Annotated in this window: 13 protein-coding genes; 10 read left to right on the forward strand and 3 right to left on the reverse strand. The window is 71.9% G+C overall.

Annotated features, from left to right (window positions below; translation table 11 throughout):
* Window positions 1–36 precede the first annotated feature (36 nt).
* The 8 genes from KVT44_RS17720 to moeZ all read left to right on the forward strand — a co-directional run bounded on the left by KVT44_RS17720 (window position 37) and on the right by moeZ (window position 9923).
* Entirely contained in the window at window positions 37–1143 is a 1107-nt protein-coding gene (locus KVT44_RS17720; RefSeq protein ID WP_217567760.1) for an ABC transporter permease, read from the forward strand.
* Complete coding sequence (locus KVT44_RS17725; protein WP_217567761.1) at window positions 1140–2138, forward strand: ABC transporter permease; 999 nt, start codon at window positions 1140–1142, stop codon at window positions 2136–2138. The genes KVT44_RS17720 and KVT44_RS17725 overlap by 4 nt, the downstream gene beginning before the upstream one ends.
* Window positions 2135–3715, forward strand: coding sequence for an ABC transporter ATP-binding protein (locus KVT44_RS17730; protein ID WP_217567762.1), 1581 nt, complete (start codon window positions 2135–2137; stop codon window positions 3713–3715). Before KVT44_RS17725 ends, KVT44_RS17730 begins: the two co-directional genes overlap by 4 nt.
* 189 nt (window positions 3716–3904) lie before the next feature.
* Window positions 3905–5647, forward strand: a complete 1743-nt coding sequence (locus KVT44_RS17735) for a DUF3492 domain-containing protein (RefSeq protein WP_217567763.1) — start codon at window positions 3905–3907, stop codon at window positions 5645–5647.
* A complete protein-coding gene (locus tag KVT44_RS17740; protein ID WP_254649546.1) occupies window positions 5647–6828 on the forward strand; it encodes a hypothetical protein in 1182 nt (393 codons plus the stop codon). Before KVT44_RS17735 ends, KVT44_RS17740 begins: the two co-directional genes overlap by 1 nt.
* A 156-nt stretch (window positions 6829–6984) precedes the next feature.
* Window positions 6985–7944 (forward strand): NAD(P)-dependent oxidoreductase, encoded by a 960-nt coding sequence (locus KVT44_RS17745; protein ID WP_054228192.1) that lies wholly within the window; start codon window positions 6985–6987, stop codon window positions 7942–7944.
* The gene (locus tag KVT44_RS17750) at window positions 7932–8681 is read left to right on the forward strand and encodes a spherulation-specific family 4 protein (RefSeq protein ID WP_190172831.1); all 750 of its coding nucleotides are present in this window, start codon (window positions 7932–7934) and stop codon (window positions 8679–8681) included. Before KVT44_RS17745 ends, KVT44_RS17750 begins: the two co-directional genes overlap by 13 nt.
* Window positions 8682–8744: 63 nt before the next feature.
* Window positions 8745–9923 (forward strand): adenylyltransferase/sulfurtransferase MoeZ, encoded by a 1179-nt coding sequence (gene moeZ, locus KVT44_RS17755; protein ID WP_095852712.1) that lies wholly within the window; start codon window positions 8745–8747, stop codon window positions 9921–9923.
* 224 nt (window positions 9924–10147) lie between these two features.
* Here moeZ and KVT44_RS17760 read toward each other — a convergent pair whose 3' ends face one another.
* From KVT44_RS17760 to KVT44_RS17770, 3 genes are all read right to left on the reverse strand, one after another.
* Entirely contained in the window at window positions 10148–11695 is a 1548-nt protein-coding gene (locus KVT44_RS17760; RefSeq protein ID WP_217567764.1) for an alpha/beta hydrolase, read from the reverse strand.
* 137 nt (window positions 11696–11832) lie between these two features.
* Window positions 11833–13377 (reverse strand): alpha/beta hydrolase, encoded by a 1545-nt coding sequence (locus KVT44_RS17765; RefSeq protein WP_217567765.1) that lies wholly within the window; start codon window positions 13375–13377, stop codon window positions 11833–11835.
* Window positions 13378–13476: 99 nt separating this feature from the next.
* Entirely contained in the window at window positions 13477–16275 is a 2799-nt protein-coding gene (locus tag KVT44_RS17770) for a lysylphosphatidylglycerol synthase domain-containing protein (protein WP_217567766.1), read from the reverse strand.
* 186 nt (window positions 16276–16461) lie between these two features.
* Between KVT44_RS17770 and KVT44_RS17775 the strand changes: the two genes are divergently transcribed.
* Window positions 16462–16827: an MGMT family protein gene (locus KVT44_RS17775; protein ID WP_180292871.1), complete on the forward strand. Its 366-nt coding sequence runs from the start codon at window positions 16462–16464 to the stop codon at window positions 16825–16827.
* A 248-nt stretch (window positions 16828–17075) separates the two neighbouring features.
* On the forward strand, window positions 17076–20489 hold the full coding sequence (locus KVT44_RS17780; protein WP_217567767.1) for an ATP-dependent DNA helicase: 3414 nt from the start codon (window positions 17076–17078) through the stop codon (window positions 20487–20489).
* Window positions 20490–20580: the final 91 nt, after the last annotated feature.

Consider the following 20580-nt stretch of genomic DNA (forward strand, 5'->3'; position numbering starts at 1 on the left):
GGGCGCACCCCCCCGGGGGGGGGGGGAGGAGCGGGCGTGGGCAGGCCCCCCCCCCCCCCCCGGCCCGCGGGGCCGCCCCCCGCCCCCCCCCCGCGGGCCTCGGGGGCCCGTCAGTTCTGGCGGCGGCTGCGCACGCAGCGCGCCGCCCTCGTCGCGGCGGGCGTCGTCGCGCTTCTCGTCCTGCTCGCGCTCGCCGCCCCGCTGCTCACGGCGATCGAGGGCCAGGACCCGACCACCTACCACCCGTCCCTCATCGACTCGGCGCGCGGCGGTGTGCCCGTGGGCTCGTTCGGCGGCGTCAGCGGCGACCACTGGCTCGGCGTCGAACCGCAGACCGGCCGCGACCTCTTCGCCCGGCTCGTGTACGGCGCCCGGGTCTCGCTGGGAGTCGCGCTGGGGGCCACGGTGGTACAGGTCCTCGTCGGTGTCGTGGTGGGTGTCGCGGCCGCGCTCGGCAACCGATGGATCGATCAACTGTTGAGCCGGATCACCGACATCTTCGTCGCGATGCCGTTGATGATCATGTCGCTGGCCCTGCTGGCGATCGTGCCCAGCAGTTTCCCGCGGCCCTTGCTGGTCGCGCTCGTCATCGGCCTGATCGCCTGGGGCAACACCGCGAAGATCGTGCGCGCCCAGACCCTCACCCTCAAGGGGCTGGACTACGTCTCCGCCGCGCGGCTCAGCGGCTGGAACACCTGGCGCATCGCCCGCCGCGAACTCCTGCCCGGACTGGCCGCCCCCGTCATCACCTATGCCGCGCTCCTCGTGCCGATGAACATCTCCGCCGAGGCCGCGCTGTCCTTCCTCGGCGTCGGAGTGAAGCCCCCGACGCCGTCCTGGGGGCAGATGCTCACGGCCGCCAATGTCTGGTACCAGGCGGCCCCGCAGTACCTGCTGCTGCCCGCCGGGGCGCTCTTGGTGACCGTGCTGGCCCTGACCGTCCTCGGCGACGGCGTCCGCACGGCCCTGGACCCGCGCGCCGCCTCGCGCCTGCGCGTCGGCACGGGCCGCAAGCGGGAGGCCAAGGCGGACGCGGACTCCAAGAAGGCCAGGGCGGAAGTGGACTCCAAGAAGGCCGTGATGGACGTGGACTCCAAGAAGGCCACGGCGGACGCGAGCGCCAAGAAGGAGGCCAAGGCATGAGCGGCTTCGGAGGATTCGTCCTGCGCCGCGCCGTCGGCACCGTGATCACCCTGCTCGCCATCTCGGTGATCGTCTACGTCGTCTTCTACGCCACCCCCGGCAACGTCGCCCAGATCACCTGCGGCCCGCGCTGCTCCCCGGAACAAGTGCACCAGGTAGCCCAGCAGTTGAGGCTCGACGACCCGCTGTACGTGCGCTACTGGCACTTCCTGCAGGGCATCCTCGTCGGCCAGGACTTCTCCACCGGCACCTCGGTGGAGCACTGCTCGGCGCCCTGTCTCGGTCTGTCGTACCAGGGCGACACCCAGGTCACCCAGCTGATCCTGGCGAAGCTGCCGGTCAGCCTGTCCCTCGTGTTCGGCGCGATGGTGCTGTGGCTGATCCTCGGCGTCGGCACCGGCATCCTCTCCGCGTGGCGGCGCGGTCGGCTCACCGAGCGCCTGCTGACCGGCATCACCCTCGCGGGCGTCGCCACGCCTGTCTTCGTGATCGGCCTGGTGCTCATGATCGTCGTCTGCGGCCAGCTGCAACTGCTGCCCTTCCCGCAGTACGTCGGCCTCACCGACGACCCCGAACAGTGGGCCTGGAACCTGCTGCTGCCGTGGCTCTCCCTCGCCCTCATCGAGGCCGCCGCGTTCGCCCGGCTGACCAGGGCCGCGATGCTGGAGACCCTCGCCGAGGACCACATCCGGACCTTCCGGGCGTACGGCGTCGGCGAGCGGTCGATCATCGGGCGGCACGCGCTGCGCGGGGCGTTCGCGCCGATCATCGCGCTGAACGCCAACAACGTCGGCTCGGCGGTCGGCGGCGCGGTGCTCACCGAGACGCTCTTCGGACTGCCCGGCATCGGACAGGAGCTGGTGCACGCGGTGAACGTCGTCGACCTGCCGGTGGTCGTCGGCATGGTCCTGGTCATCGGCTTCTTCGTGGTCATCGCCAACGCCGTCGCGGACGTGCTGTACGCGGTGGCCGACCGACGGGTGGTGCTCGTATGAGCTTGGTGGAAGTCACCGACCTGACGGTCGGGTTCGGATCGCTGCGCGCCGTCGACGGCCTGTCCTTCCGGCTGGAGAAGGGCGCCGCGCTGGGCCTGGTCGGTGAGTCCGGCTCGGGCAAGTCCACGGTCGCCTCGGCCCTCCTGGGGCTGCACCGCGGCACGGGAGCCGACGTCGGCGGCTCGGTGCGCGTGGCCGGCGTCGACGTACAGGAGGCGTCCGACATCGAACTGCGGCGGCTGCGCGGCGGGAAGGCCGCCATGGCCTTCCAGGACCCCCTGTCGTCCCTCGACCCGTACTACGCGGTCGGCGACCAGATCGCCGAGGTGTACCGGGTGCACGTGAAGGCCTCCCGGCGTGCCGCACGCGCGCGTGCCGTCGAGGTGCTCGACCGCGTAGGCATCCCGGACGCCGCGCGCCGGGCGCGCTCCCGCCCGCACGAGTTCAGCGGCGGTATGCGCCAGCGCGCGCTGATCGCGATGGCGCTGGCCTGCGAACCCGACCTGCTGATCGCCGACGAGCCGACCACGGCCCTCGACGTGACCGTCCAGGCCCAGATCCTCGACCTGCTGCACACCCTGCGCGAGGAGACCGGAATGGGCCTGCTCCTCGTCACGCACGACGTGGGCGTCGCCGCCGAGAGCGTCGACGAGATCCTGGTCATGCGGCACGGGCGGGCCGTCGAGCACGGCCTCGTCGGTGCCGTCCTGGGGGCGCCCGCGCAGGCGTACACCCAGGAACTCCTCGGCGCGGTGCCCCGTGTGGACGCGCCGCGCACCGCCTCCGCGGTGACGGAGGAGGTCGTTCTCGAGGCGAGTGGTCTGCGGCGCGAATTCGGACGCGGGAAGAAGGCGTTCGCCGCCGTCGACGACGTGTCGCTGACGATCCACCGGGGCGAGACCCTCGGGATCGTGGGCGAGAGCGGCAGCGGCAAGACCACCCTGGGACGGATGCTCGTGGGGCTGCTGGAGCCCACGGCGGGGGAGATCAAGCCCGGCGGAGGCGTGCGCCCGGACGTCCAGATGGTCTTCCAGGACCCCGTCTCCTCCCTCAACCCGCGCCGCAGCGTGGGCGAGTCGATCGCCGATCCGCTGCGCGCGCAGGGGGAACGGGACGAGGGGCGCATTCGGGGGCGTGTACGGGAACTGTTGGAGCGCGTAGGGCTCGAAGCGGCGCACTACGACCGCTACCCGCACGAGTTCAGCGGCGGACAGCGCCAGCGCGTCGGCATCGCCCGGGCGCTCGCCGCCGACCCACGCGTCATCGTCTGCGACGAACCGGTCTCCGCGCTCGACGTCACCACCCAGGCCCAGGTGATCGCCCTGCTCGCCGAACTGCAACGGGAACTCGGGCTCGCGCTCGTGTTCGTGGCGCACGACCTCGCGGTGGTCCGCCAGGTCAGCGACCGGGTCGCGGTGATGCGACGCGGCCGGATCGTCGAGTACGGGCCCGCCGACGAGGTCTACGAGTCACCGCGCGACCCGTACACCAAGCAGCTGCTGGCCGCCGTACCGGCGCTGGATCCGGAGGTCGCGGCGCAGCGACGGACGGCCCGGAGGCAGCTGACGGCGGTGTGATGCAACGTGACCGGTTGATCTCGTAGCGCGACGGAACGCGACCCGCACGGGAAAGTTACGACCGTTCACCCCTTTTGGTGGCGCGATGGACAACCGTCCGTCGCGCCACCGCCATGTGCGCATACGTTCTTCCCGCTGCGAGCCGCCGGGTCAACGGCGGCTCCCCATAGGGAGATCGGGGGTGCACTGGTGCGCATCGGACTGCTTACGGAGGGTGGCTATCCGTATGTGAGCGGTGACGCCAGACTCTGGTGCGACCGGCTCGTGCGCGGGCTCGGGCAGCACGAGTTCGACATCTACGCGCTCAGTCGCAGCGAGCGGCAGGAGGACGAGGGCTGGATCCAGCTGCCGCCGCAGGTCAGCCGGGTGCGGACGGCTCCGCTGTGGATGGCCGAGGACGACGGCGTGGTACACGGGCGACGGGCGCGCCGGCGGTTCGCCGAGTGCTTCGGGGAGTTGGCGGCGGCCGTGTGTGCCGCGCCTGCGGTCCTCGACGGCTCGGAGGTCTCCGGCGGTGTGACGGCGTCGGAGACCTCTCGCGGAGCGGTGGCGGACCGTTTCGGCAGTGCGCTGTACGGGCTCGCGGAACTGGCCCGCGACGAGGGCGGGCTGGTCGGGGCGCTGCGCTCCGAGGGGGCCGTGCGCGCCCTGGAGCGCGCCTGCCGTGCGCCCGGCGCACTGCGCGCCGCGCGTACCGCGCGCGTGCCCGACCTGCTGTCCGTCGCCGCTCACGTCGAGCGCGCCCTGCGCCCCCTCTCGCTGGACTGGTACGAGAACGACGGGCTCGGCTCGGTCGACCTCTGCCACGCGGCGGCCGGCGGCGAGGCCGCCCTGCCCGGCCTGCTCGCCCTGCACTTCTCCGGGGTGCCCCTGCTGGTCACGGAGTACGGCGTGCAGTTGCGGGCGCACTACCTCGCCTCCTCCGCCGCCGAGGAGCCCCCCGCGGTACGGGCGCTGCTCGCGGCCTTCCACGGCGCGCTGGCCGCCGAGGTCTACCGCAGGGCCACGCTCATCACGCCCGGCAACACCCACGCGCGCCGCTGGCAGGAGCGCTGCGGCGCCGACCGCGCCAAACTGCGCACCGTCTACCCCGGCATGGAGGCCGCCCGCTTCGCGGAGGTGGGCGAGCGGGTCGACGGTTCCGGATGCGCGGACCCGGACACCCTGGTCTGGGTCGGCCGCATCGAACCGGCCAAGGACCTGATCTCACTGCTGCACTCCTTCTCCGAGGTCCGCAAGGAGGCACCGAAGACGCGGCTGCGGATCGTCGGCGCGCCCGCCGACGGGCCGGAGGGCACGCTGTACCTGGCCCACTGCAAGGCGCTGGCCGCCCAGCTCTTCCCCGACGAGGCGGAGGGCGTGCACGCGGTCGGCGACAACCCGGTGTCCTTCGAGGAGATCGGCGGCCCGGAGGTCCCGAGCCTCGCGGAGGCGTACGCGTCCGGCGCCGTGGTCGTCCTCTCCAGCGTCGTCGAAGGCTTCCCGATCAGCCTGGTCGAGGCCATGTTCTGCGGCCGCGCCACCGTGTCCACGGACGTCGGCGCGGTCGTCGAAGTCATCGGCGGTACGGGGCTGGTGGTGCCGCCGCGCAATCCGCGGGCGCTCGCCGAGGCGTGCGTGGCACTGCTGCGCGACCCCGAACGGCGTGCGCGCCTGGGCGCGGCGGCCCGCGCGCGAGCCCTCGAACTCTTCACGGTCGAGCAGAACATCACGGCATTTCACGGCATTTACCTGGAGATCGTCTCGCGTTCCCCGGTCCGGCGGCTCGTCGTGGACGACGCGGGGGATCCCCTGCCGTTCGGCGTGCCGGCCGAGGCCCACGTACCGGGTCGCTGGACCGAGGCCCGCCTCATGGTCACGGGACGCCCGCGCTGGGCGGAGGGGGCGCCGGTGCGTGCCACAGCTCCGCTGCCCGCGGGGGAGGGTGCGTGATGAGCGAACTCGTACGGGACGGCTCGGGTGGTGCGCGCGGCGACGCCGGGGGTGACCCGGGGAGCGACTCGGGGGGCGCGCGCACGTCCCTCGGCGGTGGTCGCCGCGGTGCCGTGGACCCCGTGAAGGCGCTGATGCACCGGCACCGTGAACTCTGCGAGCGCGCCGTCGACCCCCTGGAGATCGCGGCGGGCCTGGAGGCGCACGGTGTGACCGACCGCACCGCCGCACGGTTCCGGCACCGGGACGTGTTCTCGCTCGCCGAGGAGATGTACGCGCGCGTGGCCCGCGACTCGGACCCGGCGCCGCGGCCCGCTGCCCCCGAACACCCCGGCGCGCGCGCCGACTGGGCCGTGCTCTCCCTGCTGCCGGGCGCTCTGTGCGCGGCGACCGTGGCCGGGTTGCGGCTCACCGAAGGGCAGCCGCGCCTCGCGGTCGCCGCCGGCGGCACCCTCGCGGTGACGCTCGGCCTGCGCGCCGCGCTGCGCCGAGGTCCCCTCAGCACCACGCACCGCACGACGAGCGGCACCCTTGCCTGGACCTGCTGGCTGATCGCGTACGCCCTGCTCGGCGACGGACTGCTGAGCGTCGGCATCGAAGGCGGCCCCGACGGCCCCTGGCCCCCGGCCACCGCACCCGTGCTGGCCCTCGCCCTGGCGTGCGCCCCCGCGGTCTGGTGCGCCCACCTCTTCACCGCGGGCGCCCGCCGCAAACTGACCGCGAGCCGAGGACTGGAGGAGTTCGCCGTCTCCGTGCGGCCCCTGCTCCTGGGAGTGTTCGCCCTGTTCCTCTGCGCCCTGGGCGCGCTGCTCGCCCTGTGCCGGGTGGCGCCGAGCGAGCCCGGCGCCTACAACGGGCCCGGCGCGTACGCCGGAGCGGGAGCCCTCGGCGCGCTGCTCCTGCTCGCGCGCCTGCTCATGACGCGCGGCTTCACCCACGCCCCGGCCGTCGTCCTCGGCGCCGCGGGCGCGGCCGAAGTGACCGCCCTCACCACGGTCTTCGCGGCCCGCCTGCCCGGCTGCTCGTTCGTCGCCACCCCCGTCGAGACCGTCGCCGGCGCCTGGGGTCCGGGTGCCGTCCCGGCCCTGGTGTGCGGCGCGGCGGCGCTCGTCCTCCTGATCCACGCGACCCGCACCCTGACCCGGGCCTCGGCCCACGCCACACCGGGCGGGACGCCATGAGCCGCGACCGGCGCCCGAGGGTCCAGCCCTCGCGCCGGGCGCACCCTCCCGCGGGGCCGACACCGCGGGCGCTCCGTCCGACCCACGGCACCACCCCGAAGGAGAACGCCAGATGATCACCTCCCGAACCGGAGAATCCGCCCCGGGAGCCGCCCGATGAGGGTCCTGCTGATCGGAGCCAACGGATACCTCGGCCGTTTCGTCGCCGACAGACTGCTCGCCGATCCGGCCGTGCAGCTCACCGCGCTCGGCCGGGGCGACGACGCCGACGTACGGTTCGACCTCGCCTCGGGCAGCCCCGGCGCCCTCACCCGCTTCCTGGACGCGGTGCACCCCGGGGTCGTCATCAACTGCGCGGGCGCCACCCGCGGCGGAGCCCGCGAACTGACCCGGCACAACACCGTCGCCGTCGCCACCGTCTGCGAGGCCCTGCGCCGCAGCGGCTGCGGTGCCCGCCTGGTGCAGATCGGCTGCGGCGCCGAGTACGGGCCCAGCCAGCCCGGCTCCTCCACGGCCGAGGACGCCGTACCGCGCCCCGGCGGCCCGTACGGCGTCAGCAAGCTCGCCGCCACCGAACTGGTCCTCGGTTCCGGCCTCGACGCCGTCGTCCTGCGCGTCTTCTCGCCCGCGGGCCCCGGCACCCCCGCCGGATCCCCGCTCGGCCGCCTCGCCGAGGCCCTGCGCCGCGCCATGCAGTCCGGCGACGGCGAACTCAAACTCGGCGGACTCGGCGTCCAGCGCGACTTCATCGACGTCCGCGATGTCGCCCGCGCCGTGCACGCCGCCTCGCTCTCCGCCGCGCAGGGCGTCATCAACATCGGCTCGGGCCGCGCCGTCCGCCTGCGCGACGCCGCCGCCGTCCTCGCCCGGGTGGCCGGCTACGGAGGCACGCTGCACGAACTCGACGGTCCACCTGGACCGATGAGGTCGGCCATCGGCCATCCCCGCACCGAAGCGGATCACGGGGCGCCGGTCGCGTACCCCTACCCGGACGGCTGCGGCAGCTGGCAGCAGGCCGATGTGCGCACCGCACGCGACCGGCTCGGCTGGCGGCCCCGGATCAACCTCGAGGAATCCCTCGCCGATATCTGGATGGAGGCGGCATGCCGCATCTGACCAGCGCCGCGACGGACATCGCGAGCACGGACTTAAGGGTCGGCCTCGGTGTCCCCGGCTATGCGCACCCCCTCGTCGCTCCGGCCGAGTGGGGCGAACTCACCCGCCCCGGCACCCCCGTGCACTGGGCCGTCCTGAACGTGGCCAACGGTCCCGGCACCCGCCCCGACCCGCACTGCCTGGAGGCCGCCGGCCGACTCCGCAACGCGGGCGTGCGCGTCCTGGGGCACCTGGACATGACGTACGGCGCACGCGCCTTCGCCGAGGTGATCTCCGACGCACACCGGTATCTCGACTGGTACCGGGTCGGTGGCTTCCTCCTGCACCGCTGCCCCACCGAGCGCGCCGCGCTCCCCGAGGTCCGCCGGGCGGCCACCACGCTGCGCACGCTCCTCGACGACACGCACCTCGTCTTCGGCCACGGCACCCACCCCTACCCCGGCTATGCCGAAAGCGCCGACCAGCTGGTGACCTTCTCCGGCACCTGGAGCGACTACCGCTGGTCGCAGGTGGCCGAGTGGACCGCCGACTATCCGCCCGAGCGCTTCTGCCACTTCGTGCACGGGATACCGCGCGGTCATCTCGACGAAGCGCTGCGCATCGCCCGCTGGCAGGGCGCCGCCACGATCTACTTCACCGACCGCACGGATCACGGTGGACGGGCCGACCCCTGGGAGACGATGCCCGGCTACTGGGACGAGATCGTCTCGCGGATCGGAACGGGTGTCTCGGAATGAAGAAGGGCGTGGCAGTGTTACGGGGAGAACAACTGTAGTGATTGACCGACCAACGGAGTCCCCGTGTCGCTGCCACCCCTGGTTGAGCCAGCTGCTGAGCTCACCGTAGACGAGGTCCGCAGGTACTCCCGCCACCTGATCATCCCCGACGTGGGCATGGACGGGCAGAAGCGGCTGAAGAACGCCAAGGTGCTGTGTGTGGGCGCCGGCGGCCTCGGATCGCCGGCGCTGATGTACCTGGCCGCCGCTGGCGTGGGCACGCTCGGCATCGTGGAGTTCGACGAGGTCGACGAGTCGAACCTGCAGCGCCAGATCATCCACAGTCAGGCGGACATCGGCCGCTCCAAGGCTGAGTCGGCGCGTGACTCCGTGCTGGGCATCAACCCGTACGTGAACGTGGTCCTTCACGAAGAGCGGCTCGAGGCCGAGAACGTGATGGACATCTTCAGCCAGTACGACCTGATCGTCGACGGCACGGACAACTTCGCGACCCGCTACCTGGTCAACGACGCGTGCGTCCTGCTCAACAAGCCGTACGTGTGGGGCTCGATCTACCGCTTCGACGGCCAGGCCTCCGTCTTCTGGTCCGAGCACGGTCCCTGCTACCGATGCCTCTACCCGGAGCCCCCGCCGCCGGGCATGGTCCCCTCCTGCGCCGAGGGCGGCGTGCTGGGCGTGCTGTGCGCGTCCATCGGCTCCATCCAGGTCAACGAGGCGATCAAGCTTCTCGCGGGCATCGGTGAGCCGCTCGTCGGCCGCCTGATGATCTACGACGCCCTCGAGATGCAGTACCGCCAGGTCAAGGTCCGCAAGGACCCGGACTGCGCGGTCTGCGGCGAGAACCCGACCGTCACCGAGCTCATCGACTACGAGGCCTTCTGCGGTGTCGTGTCCGAGGAGGCCCAGGAGGCGGCGGCCGGCTCGACGATCACTCCCAAGCAGCTCAAGGAGTGGATCGACGACGGCGAGAACATCGAGATCATCGACGTCCGCGAGATCAACGAGTACGAGATCGTCTCGATCCCCGGCGCCAAGCTGATCCCGAAGAACGAGTTCCTCATGGGCACCGCCCTGGAGACCCTTCCGCAGGACAAGAAGATCGTCCTGCACTGCAAGACGGGCGTCCGCAGTGCGGAGGTGCTCGCCGTGTTGAAGTCCGCGGGCTTCTCGGACGCGGTGCACGTCGGCGGCGGTGTGATCGGCTGGGTCAACCAGATCGAGCCGGAGAAGCCGGTGTACTAGGCGCCGGCGCACCAGGCGAACGGCTTTTCGGGAGGGGCTCGGCACCGTGCGTGCCGGGCCCTTTTCCGTTGGCCGGTCGCTCGCGGGCCGGGGGTTCGCCGACCGGGCGTCCGTGAGCCGGGTCTTCGCCGACCGGATGCTCGCCGGCCGGGGGTTCGTCGGCCCAGTGCTTGCCGGCCGGGTGGGCCTGGGCACAGGCCCGCGCCCGTCGGCCGCACCCGCCACTACGACGCGCAGACCTTCCCGTCCTTCGGCACCGTCCCGTCCAGCAGATAGCTGTTCACCGTGGAGTCGACGCACTCGCTCCCACTCCCGTAGGCGCCATGGCCCTCGCCCTTCCAGGTGAGCTCCACTCCGACGCCCTTGCCCAGCTCGTCGGCCATTCTGCGGGCGCCCTCGTACGGAGTCGCGGGGTCCCCGGTGTTGCCGACGATCAGGATGGGCGCGGCGCCCGGAGCGCTGACCTCCGGGTTGTCGTACTGGCCGGCGACCGGCCAGTCGTGGCACCAACCCGCGGTGTCCCAGCCCATGAAGTCCCCGAAGACGGGCGAGATCTTCTCGAACTCGGGCAGCAGCTTCTTCGTCTCCGCGGGAGTCGGCCGCTGCTTGTCGTCCAAGCACGATATGACCCGTTGGGAGTGGGTCGTCGTGCCGTAGTGCCCCGAGGAATCACGGTCGTTGTAGCCGTCGGCGAGGGCCAGCAGTCCCGAACCGTCACCGCCCTCGGCGCCCTTGAGCGCACTGGTCAGGCGGGGCCAGCCCTCCTTGCTGTACAGGGGCAGGACGATGCCGGTGAGCGCCAGCGTCTGGGTGAGCTTGCGGCCGTCGGACGTCGGCAGGGGGTTCGCGTCGATGCGCTTCAGCAGGTCCACGATCTTCTGGGAGCCCTGCTTGGGGTCCTGGCCGGTGGACTTGAGGTAGTCGTCCAGGGCGCGCTGGAAGCCCAGGGTCTGGTTCTTGGCGTGGCCGACCGTGTCGGCGCTCGGGTCGACGACGGCGTCCAGCACCAGACGGCCCACGTTCTTGGGGAACAAGTGGGCGTACACGCCGCCGAGTTCGGTCCCGTACGAAAAGCCGAGGTAGTGCATCGTCCCGTCGCCGAGGACCTGGCGCATCAGGTCCATGTCGCGGGCCGTGTCGGTCGTGGAGACGTGTGACAGTAGTTTTCCGGCGGCCTTCGCGCAGCCCTTGCCGAAGTCGGCGGCGTCCTTGAAGTACGCGGTCTCCTCGGCCGCGTCGTCCGGGGTGGCGTCCACGGACTCGGCTGCCTGGATCGCCTTGTCACTGCGGCAGCGCACACCCTCGCTGGCGGCGACGCCGCGCGGGTCCCAGCTCACCAGGTCGTAGCGCTCGTGGAGCGGGCCGACGGCACTCTCGTACGACGGCATGGTGTCGACGCCCGAGCCGCCGGGGCCGCCGAAGTTGAACAGGAGCGAGCCGATGCGCTTGCTCTGGCCGCCGGTCGCCTTCGAGCGGATCAGCGCCAGGCCGATCGTCTCGCCGTCCGGCTTCGCGTAGTCCAGCGGCACCTTGAGTGTCGCGCACTGCCAGCCGCTGCCCGGCGCGGAGGAGCTCTTGCAGTGGCCCCAGTCGAGCTTCTGCGAGGTGAGCGAGGCGGGCAGCCCCGAGGCGGTGCCGGAGGAAGGCGTCCCGGCCGACGGCCGGCCGCTGTTCTTCCCCTCGTCCTTGCCGTCCCCCGACGAGCCGCTGCCGCAGCCCGCCACCAGCAACGCGGCGGCCGCCGCGGCCGTCCACCGTGCGAAACGCGTCATGAACTTCCCCCCTCGCCCGTGGTCCGCCGGATGTCGCGGATCACATGCAGGCCATGGTAGGCGTCCGCGGCCGACGCCGCGGAGACCTGTGGATAACCCTTTGACCTGCGCTTTTCTTGGTGCGGATGGCGTCGATTCTAGGTGCAGACGGTTCCCGCGGGCGGTACGGTCCCGTCCAGCAGATAGCCGTTCACCGCGTTGTGCACGCACTTGTTCCCGCTGTCGTACGCGCCGTGCCCCTGGCCCTTGTAGGTCACCTCGACGCCGACGCCCTTGCCCAGCGCGTCCACCATCTTCTTCGCGCCCTGGTACGGCGTGGCCGGGTCGCCGGTGTTGCCGACCACGAGGATCGGCGCCGCACCGGTGGCGCTGACGTCCGGGTGGTCGGCGGCGCCCGGGACGGCCCAGTTGGTGCAGCTGAGCATGCCCCAGGCGAGATAGTCGCCGAAGAGCGGTGAGGCGGCCCGGAACGCGGGCAGTCCGGCTTGCACGTCGGGGATCGTGTACCGCGGTTTCTCGTCGGCGCAGTTGATGGAGACGTTGGCCGCGTAGAGGTTGCTGTACTGGCCGTTCTGGTTGCGCCCGTTCATCGAGTCGGACAGCAGCATCAATACCTTGCCGTCACCGCTGTACGCCTGGTCCAGGCCCTCCGTCAGGTACTCCCAGAAGTCCTTGGAGTACAGCGCCTGCGCGATGCCGTTGGTGGCCTCGGTCTGGGTGAGCTGGCGTGGGAAGACACCGGGGATGGGCTTGCTGTCCAAGTCCTTGAGGAGTTTGGCGATGCGGTTCTTGACGTCCTGCGGGGTGTCGCCGATCGGGCAGGGCTCGGTCTTCGAGGTGCAGTCGGTGGCGAAGTTGTCGAGCGCGAGCTGGAAGCCCCTGGCCTGTCCGAGCGCGCTCTGTTCCGGGTTCTGCGTCGGGTCGACGACCGCGTCGAAGACGGCGCGCCCCACGTTCTTGGGGAACAAGTGGGCGTAGACGCCGCCGAGTTCTGTGCCGTACGAGATGCCGAAGTAGTGCAGTTTGGCGTCGCCGAGCACTTGGCGCATGAGGTCGATGTCGCGGGCCGCGTCGGTGGTGCGCACGTGGGGGAGGGTCCGCCCGGAGTTCTTCTCGCAGGCCGCGTTGAACGTCTTCGTGTTGCCGAGGAGGTTCTTCTGCTCGGCGGTGTCGTCGGGGGTGGCGTCCTGCTGGAAGAACACGTCGAGTTGGCTGTCGTCCTCGCACTTCACGCCCGCGCTGCGGCCGACCCCACGGGGGTCGAAGCTCACCAGGTCGTAGCGGGTGCGCAGCTTCGCGTAGTCCTCGCCGAAGGCGGGCAGCGTGGTGACGCCGGAGCCGCCGGGGCCGCCGAAGTTGAAGACGAGGGAGCCGATGCGTTTGCTCTGGTCGCCGCTCGTCCGTGCCCGGATCAGCGCGATCCCGATGGTGTCGCCCTTGGGGTCGGCCCAGTCGAGGGGTGCCTTCATGGTGGCGCACTGCCACTGTGTGCCGCCCGGCAGGGGAGAGGGGGCGTTGCCGCCGCCTTCGGACTCGGCGGGGGCCGGGCAGTCCTTCCAGCTCAGCTTCTGGGCCGGCAGGTCCTCGCTCTTCGAGTTGTCGCTGCAGCCCGTCAGCACGGCGGACAGCACGGCGACGGAGAGCGCCAGCGCAGCGGCGCGCGGCGGAGACGGGTTCGGCATGCTCCCCATCCTGCGGTCGTGCGGGGCGGGGCGCTCGGGGCGCGGGCCGTGCGGGTGAGGGCGCGCGGGGGGCTCGTACGGGAGGGTCGGCGCGGGGTTCTAGAGGGCGCCCTTGCGGGTCAGGTGGTTGAAGAACAGCCAGCCCGGAAGCACCGGAAGCCACAGTGTCAGCAGCCGGTACAGCAGCACCGCGGGAGCAGCGACCTCCTTGGGGAGCCCTACGGCGATCAGACCGACCGTGAGGGTCGCCTCGACGGCACCTACGCCGCCGGGGGTCGGCGCCGCGGAGCCGAGCGCGTTACCGGCGAGGAAGACGACGGCGACGCTGGCGAGGCTGAGCGTGGTGGGCTGCTGGTGGCCGAAGGCGCGGATCGACGCGTCCAGGCACATCACGAAGCAGGCGGTCAGCAGCAGCATGCCGCCGATGCCGGTGATCAGCTTCTGGGGTCGCTGGAGCACGTCGAGCATGCGCGGTACGACGCCCGCGAACAGCGACCTCACGCGCGTGCTGACGAATTTGCGCATGAACGGCACCGACGTCACGACGAGCACCAGCACGGCGACCGTCAGCAGACCGGCGATGACCGTGCGGGAGGGCGACAGGGACGGCGTCTTCTCGGTGCCGGTCAGATAGCCGAAGGACAGCAGCATCAGGATGTGGCAGCCGAGCCCGAACAGCTGGGACGCGCCGACACTCGCCACCGCGAGCCCCGGCCGCACCCCCGCACGCTGCAGGAAGCGCGTGTTGAGGGCCACACCGCCGACCGCGGCGGGCGCCACGATCTTCACGAACGAGCCGGCGACCTGCGCCGCGACGGCCCGCATGAACGGCACCCGCTCCGGTACGAAGCCGAGCAGCGCCATCGCCGCCGCGAAGTAGCTCACCGCGGAGAACAGCACGGCCGCGGCGACCCATCCCCACTGGGCGTTGTCGAAGAGGGTCCCGAACTCGATGTGGGTGAGCTGCGTCAGCAGGAAGTACCCGCCGATGGCACCGGCGATGAAACTGATCAGTGTGCGTGGCCGCACCCGCTCCAGGCGGGCCGGTTCGACCGGCGCCTGCGGGCGGATGAGCAGTACCTGGTGGCGGATCTGGGTGAGGAGATCCTCCTCGCGTGCTTCGTCCAGTGCCTCGTCTATCGCCCGCTTCTCGGCCCGCTGCTCCGCGCGCACGGCCTTCTTGCCGGGCTTTTCCACTTCGGCCTCGGCGTGCTGGATCTGTTCCGCGCGGGCGAGCTTGTTCTGCCGGGAGGCCTCCAGGACGGCGTCGCGTTCGCGCTGGGCGCGCTCCCGGGCCAGCTTGCGCAGCGTCGCGCGCGTGGAGCGGGTCAGCGCGATGGGCTGCAACAGCGGCAGGCAGTCGGCGACCGCGTCCGGACCGAGCACACCGACGGCCGACGCCACCGTGCGCTCGGCGCCTACGCGCAGCCCCAGCGTGGTCAGCAACTGGGCGATGTCCATGCGCAGCAGCAGATCGCCGGCCGCGATCTCACCGCCGCGAAGGTCGGTGAGGATGACCATGCCGGAACGATCCACCAAAATCGCGTCACCCGCGAGCCTGCGATGTGCGATGCGTCGCGACTGCAAGGCCTGCACCTGATGCCAGGTGTCGCCCAGGAGATCGTCGGTGATGAGTTCGTCGGGCAGCGAGTCCAGTGTGCGCCCGCCGGTGTGCTCGTAGACGAGCATCACGGCGTCCGGGCCGAGCTCGGAGGTCGCGATCAGTTTCGGGGCGTTGGCCCCGGCCGCGATGGCCGCGTACGCGAGGAGCGCCTCCTGCTCCAGGGCCTGGCGCAGCGACTGGAGACTGCGACGGGTGGCGAGACCCCGCAGCGTCAGGTTGCGCCACACTCGGTAGAAGAAGCCCTGTGCCTGCTGCTCACGGTCGACCACTGTGACGTCCAGCGGCGGCCCGTCCTCCAGGGTGACGAAGTAGCGCCGACCGCGGTCGCCGTTCTCCGTAGTGTCGGGTGTGTCCTCGCGGGCCGCGCTGACGGGGTGGAAGCCGACGTGCCGCAGGCCCGCCATCAGCGTCCGCCCGGTCGGACGCACATTCGGTGAGCCGACCGCGTACAGCGTTCCGTACGCGACGCTCCAGCCGATCAGCACCGTCAGGATGATCGAGAACGGTGTGGTGTAGCCGGTGACCAGCATGGAGAAGGCGTCGAGGAGCAGCACCACCCACAGCACCGCGCGCCAGCGCGGTCTGCGGGACATCCCGACGGCAGTCATGTACGCGATGACCGGCGCCAGATAGCCGTGCACCGGGTCGGTCAGGGCGTGGATGTCACCCGGCGAGGGTTGGGTGAGTGCCTCCTGGATGGAGCTCGGGGCACCCTTGGCGACCCACAGGTCCGTGGCGAGAGTCACTCCGTGCGCGAGGACCGCGGCCAGCACGCCGTCGGCGATGCGCAGCCCGTCCCGCTTGATCAGCCGCTCGATCGCGAAGGCGACCGGCACCAGGAGGATCGCGATGCTCGACGCCAGGCCCGCGATCTTGATCAGCAGATCGGGTGCCTGGCCGGTGCCCTTGTTGATGTCCTGTTCGAGCCCCGAGGTGGTGCCGTGCGCGAACGCGGCGATGGCCAGCAGCACGGCGATGGCGAGGACGCCGACCATGAGCCGCATCAGATCGGACGGACGGTGCACGCGCGCGGGCAGCAGCGGTTCGTCGCCCTCGACCTCGTCGTTGTGGACCTCGTCGCCGCAGTCGTCCGCCGGATCGAGTCGCTTCTGGGCTCGTCCGTGGGTTTCAGGAACGGGTTCTTCGTCCACCGTCGTGGTGGGCTCGTCCGCCGCCTCGCCCGGGTCCTTGGGGCCGGTGTCGCCGGTGTCCGGACGCGACGAGGCCGCGGAGGTGCTCTCCGCGTCTTCGGGGTGCACGCCCTGCTGCCTCATCGTCTCTTCTTGATCTCGTATCACCAGTCACCGCCCGCACGATGGTGGCATGCCCCACCGACACACGGGGGCATCAGGGTGCAAATACGGGGGCGCACAGTCTGCCCCAAGTGCGCCTTCGTGGCGAGGGATACGCACAGTCACCGAATCGTCGCACTGTCGGTGGGATGGGGCAGGATGGGGCGGATGAGCGAGGAGAGCCTTCCGACGGATGCCCTGCCGGAGTACGCGGAGCGGGTCCTTGGGGTGGCCGAGTCGATCCCGCCCGGGCACGTGATGACGTACGGGGACGTCGCCGAGTGGCTGGAGGAGGGCGGACCGCGCCAGGTGGGCCGGGTGATGGCCCTCTACGGAGGAGCGGTCCCGTGGTGGCGGGTCGTCCGCGCGGACGGCGCGCTGCTCCCGGGCCACGAACTCGATGCGCTGGGCCACTACCGCGACGAGGGCACGCCCCTGAAGGAGGCGAGCAGGGCCTCCGAGGGGCATCTGCCGCGCATCGACATGAGACGGGCACGATGGGACGGCGGCGAACGCGCGCAGGGTCACACCTGACAGCTTCCGGCATGGGACGGGGCAATGGGGAACCTGTGGCCCGTACGGGGGAAACGGGGCACGCCCGTGACATGCCGTACGTTCGAGAGCCGGGGGACGCACGTGGTGTGAGGGAAGAAGGGGAAGCCCTCCTTCCACGATGCTCACCGGCGTAGCGTCGACGGCACGCATCCCCTTCACCCCGCGGCCACCGCCCTGAACGCGCGGCGCTCCTCCCACCAGCACAACCTCCAGGACCGGCGAACCACGTGAGCTCCTCTTCTTCCACCAGGCGCCTGTCGCACCCCCAGGTGCGGCAGGGGACCCGCGGCGCGTACCGACTGGTACGTACCGCGCCGGTCCGAGTGGGGCCCCCTCGTCTGGACGCAGAGCAGCGCGCGGTGGTTGACCATGACGCGGGGCCGCTGCTCGTGCTGGCCGGCCCCGGCACCGGCAAGACGACCACGCTCGTCGAGTCCGTCGCGGCGCGGATCGCGCGGGGCGGCGACCCGGAACGCATCCTGGTGCTGACGTTCAGCCGCAAGGCGGCCGTCGAACTGCGCGACCGCATGGCGCTGCGCATAGGGGCCGCCCGCGCTCCCCGGGCGACCACCTTCCACTCGTTCTGCTACGCCCTGGTCCGCGCCCACCAGGACAATGACCTGTTCGTGGAGCCCCTGCGGCTGCTGTCCGGACCCGAACAGGACGTGGCGGTGCGCGAACTGCTCGCCGGCCAGCCCGACCTGGAGCGGTTGGGCCTCGCCCATGTCCGCTGGCCGGACGAGCTGCGCGCCTGCCTGACCACGCGCGGCTTCGCCGACGAGGTCCGCGCGGTACTGGCGCGCAGCCGCGAACTGGGCCTGAGCCCTGACGCCCTGACCGCCTTCGCCCGGCGCATCGGCCGCCCCGACTGGGGCGCGGCAGCCGCCTTCCTCGCCGAGTACCTGGACGTTCTCGACCTCCAAGGAGTGCTCGACTACGCGGAACTCGTCCACCGCGCGGTCCTGCTCGCAGGGCGTCCGGGCGTCGCCGAACGCCTCGCCGCGCAGTACGACGCCGTCTACGTGGACGAGTACCAGGACACCGATCCCGCGCAGGTCCGGCTGCTGCACGCTCTCGCCGGCGGCGGCCGCAACCTGGTCGCCTTCGGTGACCCCGACCAGTCGATCTACGCCTTCCGGGGCGCGGACGTGAACGGCATCCTGGACTTCCCCGACGCCTTCCCGCGCGCGGACGGCCGCCCCGCGCCGGTCGAGGTGCTGCGCACCTCCCGCCGCTCCGGCGCCGCCCTCCTGACCGCCACCCGTCTGATCACCCAGCGCATGCCGCTGACCCGCCTTCCGGCGGAGAAGGTACGCGCCCACCGCCAGTTGTCTCCGGTACGGGACGGCGGCGCCGTCGAGGTCTACACGTACCCGACGGCGGGCACGGAGCTGGACAACATCGCGGACATCCTGCGTCGCGCCCATCTGGAGGACGGCGTCCCCTGGGGCGACATGGCCGTCCTGGTGCGCGCCGGCTCCCGCACGATCCCGACGATCAGGCGGGCGCTCACCGCGGCGGGCGTGCCGCTCGACATCGACGGCGACGACCTGCCGCTGCGGCACGAACCGGCGGTGACGCCCTTGCTGACCGCACTGCGGGCGGTGGCGCGCGCGGAGTCGGGTACGGCCGCGCCCTCCGGCGGCGACAGCGACGTACCTGAGGACGCCGACGCACCTGAGGACGCCGACGTATCTGAGGATGCCGACGCACCTGAAGACATCGACGTACCTGAGGATGCCGACGCGCAAGCCGCGCCCTGGCTCGACACCGAAACCGCGCTCACCCTGCTCGCTTCGCCCCTCGCGAGCATGGACGCGGCCGATCTGCGGCGTCTGGGGCGCGCGCTGCGCGAGGAGGAGCGCGCCGCTGGCAACCACGTACCGCAGCCCTCCGACGAACTGCTCACCCGCGCGCTGGCCGAGCCGGAGCGGCTCGTCGCGCACGACCCGGCGTACGCCCGGGGAGCCCAGCGCCTCGGCGCGCTGCTGCGCAAGGCACGGGAGCGCCTGGCGGGCGGCGGGAGCGCCGAGGAGGCGCTCTGGGACCTCTGGGAGGGAACACCGTGGCCGCAGCGCCTGGAGCGGGCCGCCCGGCGGGGTGGCGCGGCCGGACGCAACGCCGACCGCGACCTCGACGCCGTCTGCGCGTTGTTCGCGACCGCGGCCCGCGCCGAGGAACGCACGGGCGGGCGCGGCGCCCTCAACTTCCTGGAGGAGATCGAGGCCCAGGACATCGCCGCCGACACGCTCACCCGCAGGGCGGTGCGCCCCGCAGCCGTACGCCTGATGACCGCGCACCGCTCCAAGGGCCTGGAGTGGCGCCTCGTCGTCGTCGCGGGCGTCCAGGAGGGCCTGTGGCCGGACCTGCGCCGCCGCGGCTCGCTGCTGGAGGCCGACCGCATCGGACGCGACGGCCTCGCCGAACCCCTCACCCCCGGAGCGCTCCTCTCCGAAGAGCGCCGTCTGTTCTACGTGGCCGCCACACGCGCGCGTGAACGCCTGATCGTCACCGCCGTGAAGGCCCCCGCCGACGACGGCGACCAGCCCTCCCGCTTCCTCACCGAACTCGGCGTCGAACCCAGGGACGTCACCGGCCGCCCCCGCCGCCCGCTGTCCGTCGCCGCCCTGGTCGCCGAACTGCGCGCCACCACGGTCGACCCGCGGGTCTCGGACACCCTCCGGCAGGCCGCGGCCCACCGCCTGGCCAAGCTCGCCGCCCTCGGCGACGAGGACGGCCGCCCCCTCGTGCCGTCCGCGCACCCCTACCGCTGGTGGGGCATGTACGAGCCGACCGAGAGCAAGGTGCCGCTGCGCGACCGCGACCAGCCCGTCGTGCTCTCCGGAAGCGCCCTCGACCAGCTCGCCAACACCTGCGCCCTGCAGTGGTTCCTGGGCCGCGAGGTCAAGGCCGACGCGCCCGCGACCGCCGCCCAGGGCTTCGGCAACGTGGTGCACGTCCTCGCCGACGAGGTCGCCTCCGGACGCACCCCCGCCGACCTCGCCGTCCTCATGGAACGTCTGGACTCCGTGTGGAACGCGCTCGCCTTCGACGCGCCCTGGAAGTCCGCGCAGGAGAAGGAGCACGCGCGCGTGGCGCTCGAACGCTTCCTGAAGTGGCACGTCGACTCCAACGGCGTCCGCGCGGGACGTGTGCCGGTGGCCAGTGAGCACGACTTCGACGTGACCCTGGAGGCGGGCGACTACGAGGTGCGCATCCGGGGCTCCATGGACCGCGTCGAGACGGACACCGAGGGCCGCGCCTACGTGGTCGACTTCAAGACCGGCAAGCACGCGCCCAGCGCCGCGGAAGTGGCGCACCACCCGCAGCTCGCCGTCTACCAGCTCGCCGTCCGCGAGGGAGCCGTCGACGACACCTTCGACGGCGTACGCCCCGAGCCGGGCGGCGCGGAACTCGTCCAGCTGCGCCAGGGCGCCGCCAAGAAGAACGGCGGCGAGACCCTCCCCAAGGTGCAGGCCCAAGAGCCCCTCGAGGGCGAGTGGGTCGGTGATCTGCTGGCCACCGCGGCCGGGAAGGTCCTCGACGAACGGTTCTCACCGACCACGGGACAACACTGCACACACTGCGCTTTCCGGGCATCGTGCAGCGCTCGGCCCGAGGGACGCCACGTGGTCGAGTGAGGGGCCCAAGGGGACGTCACGTCAGCGAGTGACGTACGGCACCACACGTGTTGACCAGCACTTCTTCCGTTCCGGCGGCCGATGTGGCCTC

The sequence above is a fragment of the Streptomyces sp. GbtcB7 genome, from assembly GCF_019091445.1.
In the GTDB taxonomy this organism is placed as follows: domain Bacteria; phylum Actinomycetota; class Actinomycetes; order Streptomycetales; family Streptomycetaceae; genus Streptomyces; species Streptomyces mirabilis.

Bases quoted from the DNA above. Each gene is read 5' to 3' on its own strand.
- KVT44_RS17725 (WP_217567761.1), top strand. From the start codon at position 1,140: ATGAGCGGCTTCGGAGGATTCGTCCTGCGCCGCGCCGTCGGCACCGTG.
- KVT44_RS17730 (WP_217567762.1), top strand. From the start codon at position 2,135: ATGAGCTTGGTGGAAGTCACCGACCTGACGGTCGGGTTCGGATCGCTG.
- KVT44_RS17740 (WP_254649546.1), top strand. From the start codon at position 5,647: ATGAGCGAACTCGTACGGGACGGCTCGGGTGGTGCGCGCGGCGACGCC.
- KVT44_RS17745 (WP_054228192.1), top strand. From the start codon at position 6,985: ATGAGGGTCCTGCTGATCGGAGCCAACGGATACCTCGGCCGTTTCGTC.
- KVT44_RS17750 (WP_190172831.1), top strand. From the start codon at position 7,932: ATGCCGCATCTGACCAGCGCCGCGACGGACATCGCGAGCACGGACTTA.
- KVT44_RS17760 (WP_217567764.1), bottom strand. From the start codon at position 11,695: ATGACGCGTTTCGCACGGTGGACGGCCGCGGCGGCCGCCGCGTTGCTG.
- KVT44_RS17765 (WP_217567765.1), bottom strand. From the start codon at position 13,377: ATGCCGAACCCGTCTCCGCCGCGCGCCGCTGCGCTGGCGCTCTCCGTC.
- KVT44_RS17770 (WP_217567766.1), bottom strand. From the start codon at position 16,275: ATGAGGCAGCAGGGCGTGCACCCCGAAGACGCGGAGAGCACCTCCGCG.
- KVT44_RS17775 (WP_180292871.1), top strand. From the start codon at position 16,462: ATGAGCGAGGAGAGCCTTCCGACGGATGCCCTGCCGGAGTACGCGGAG.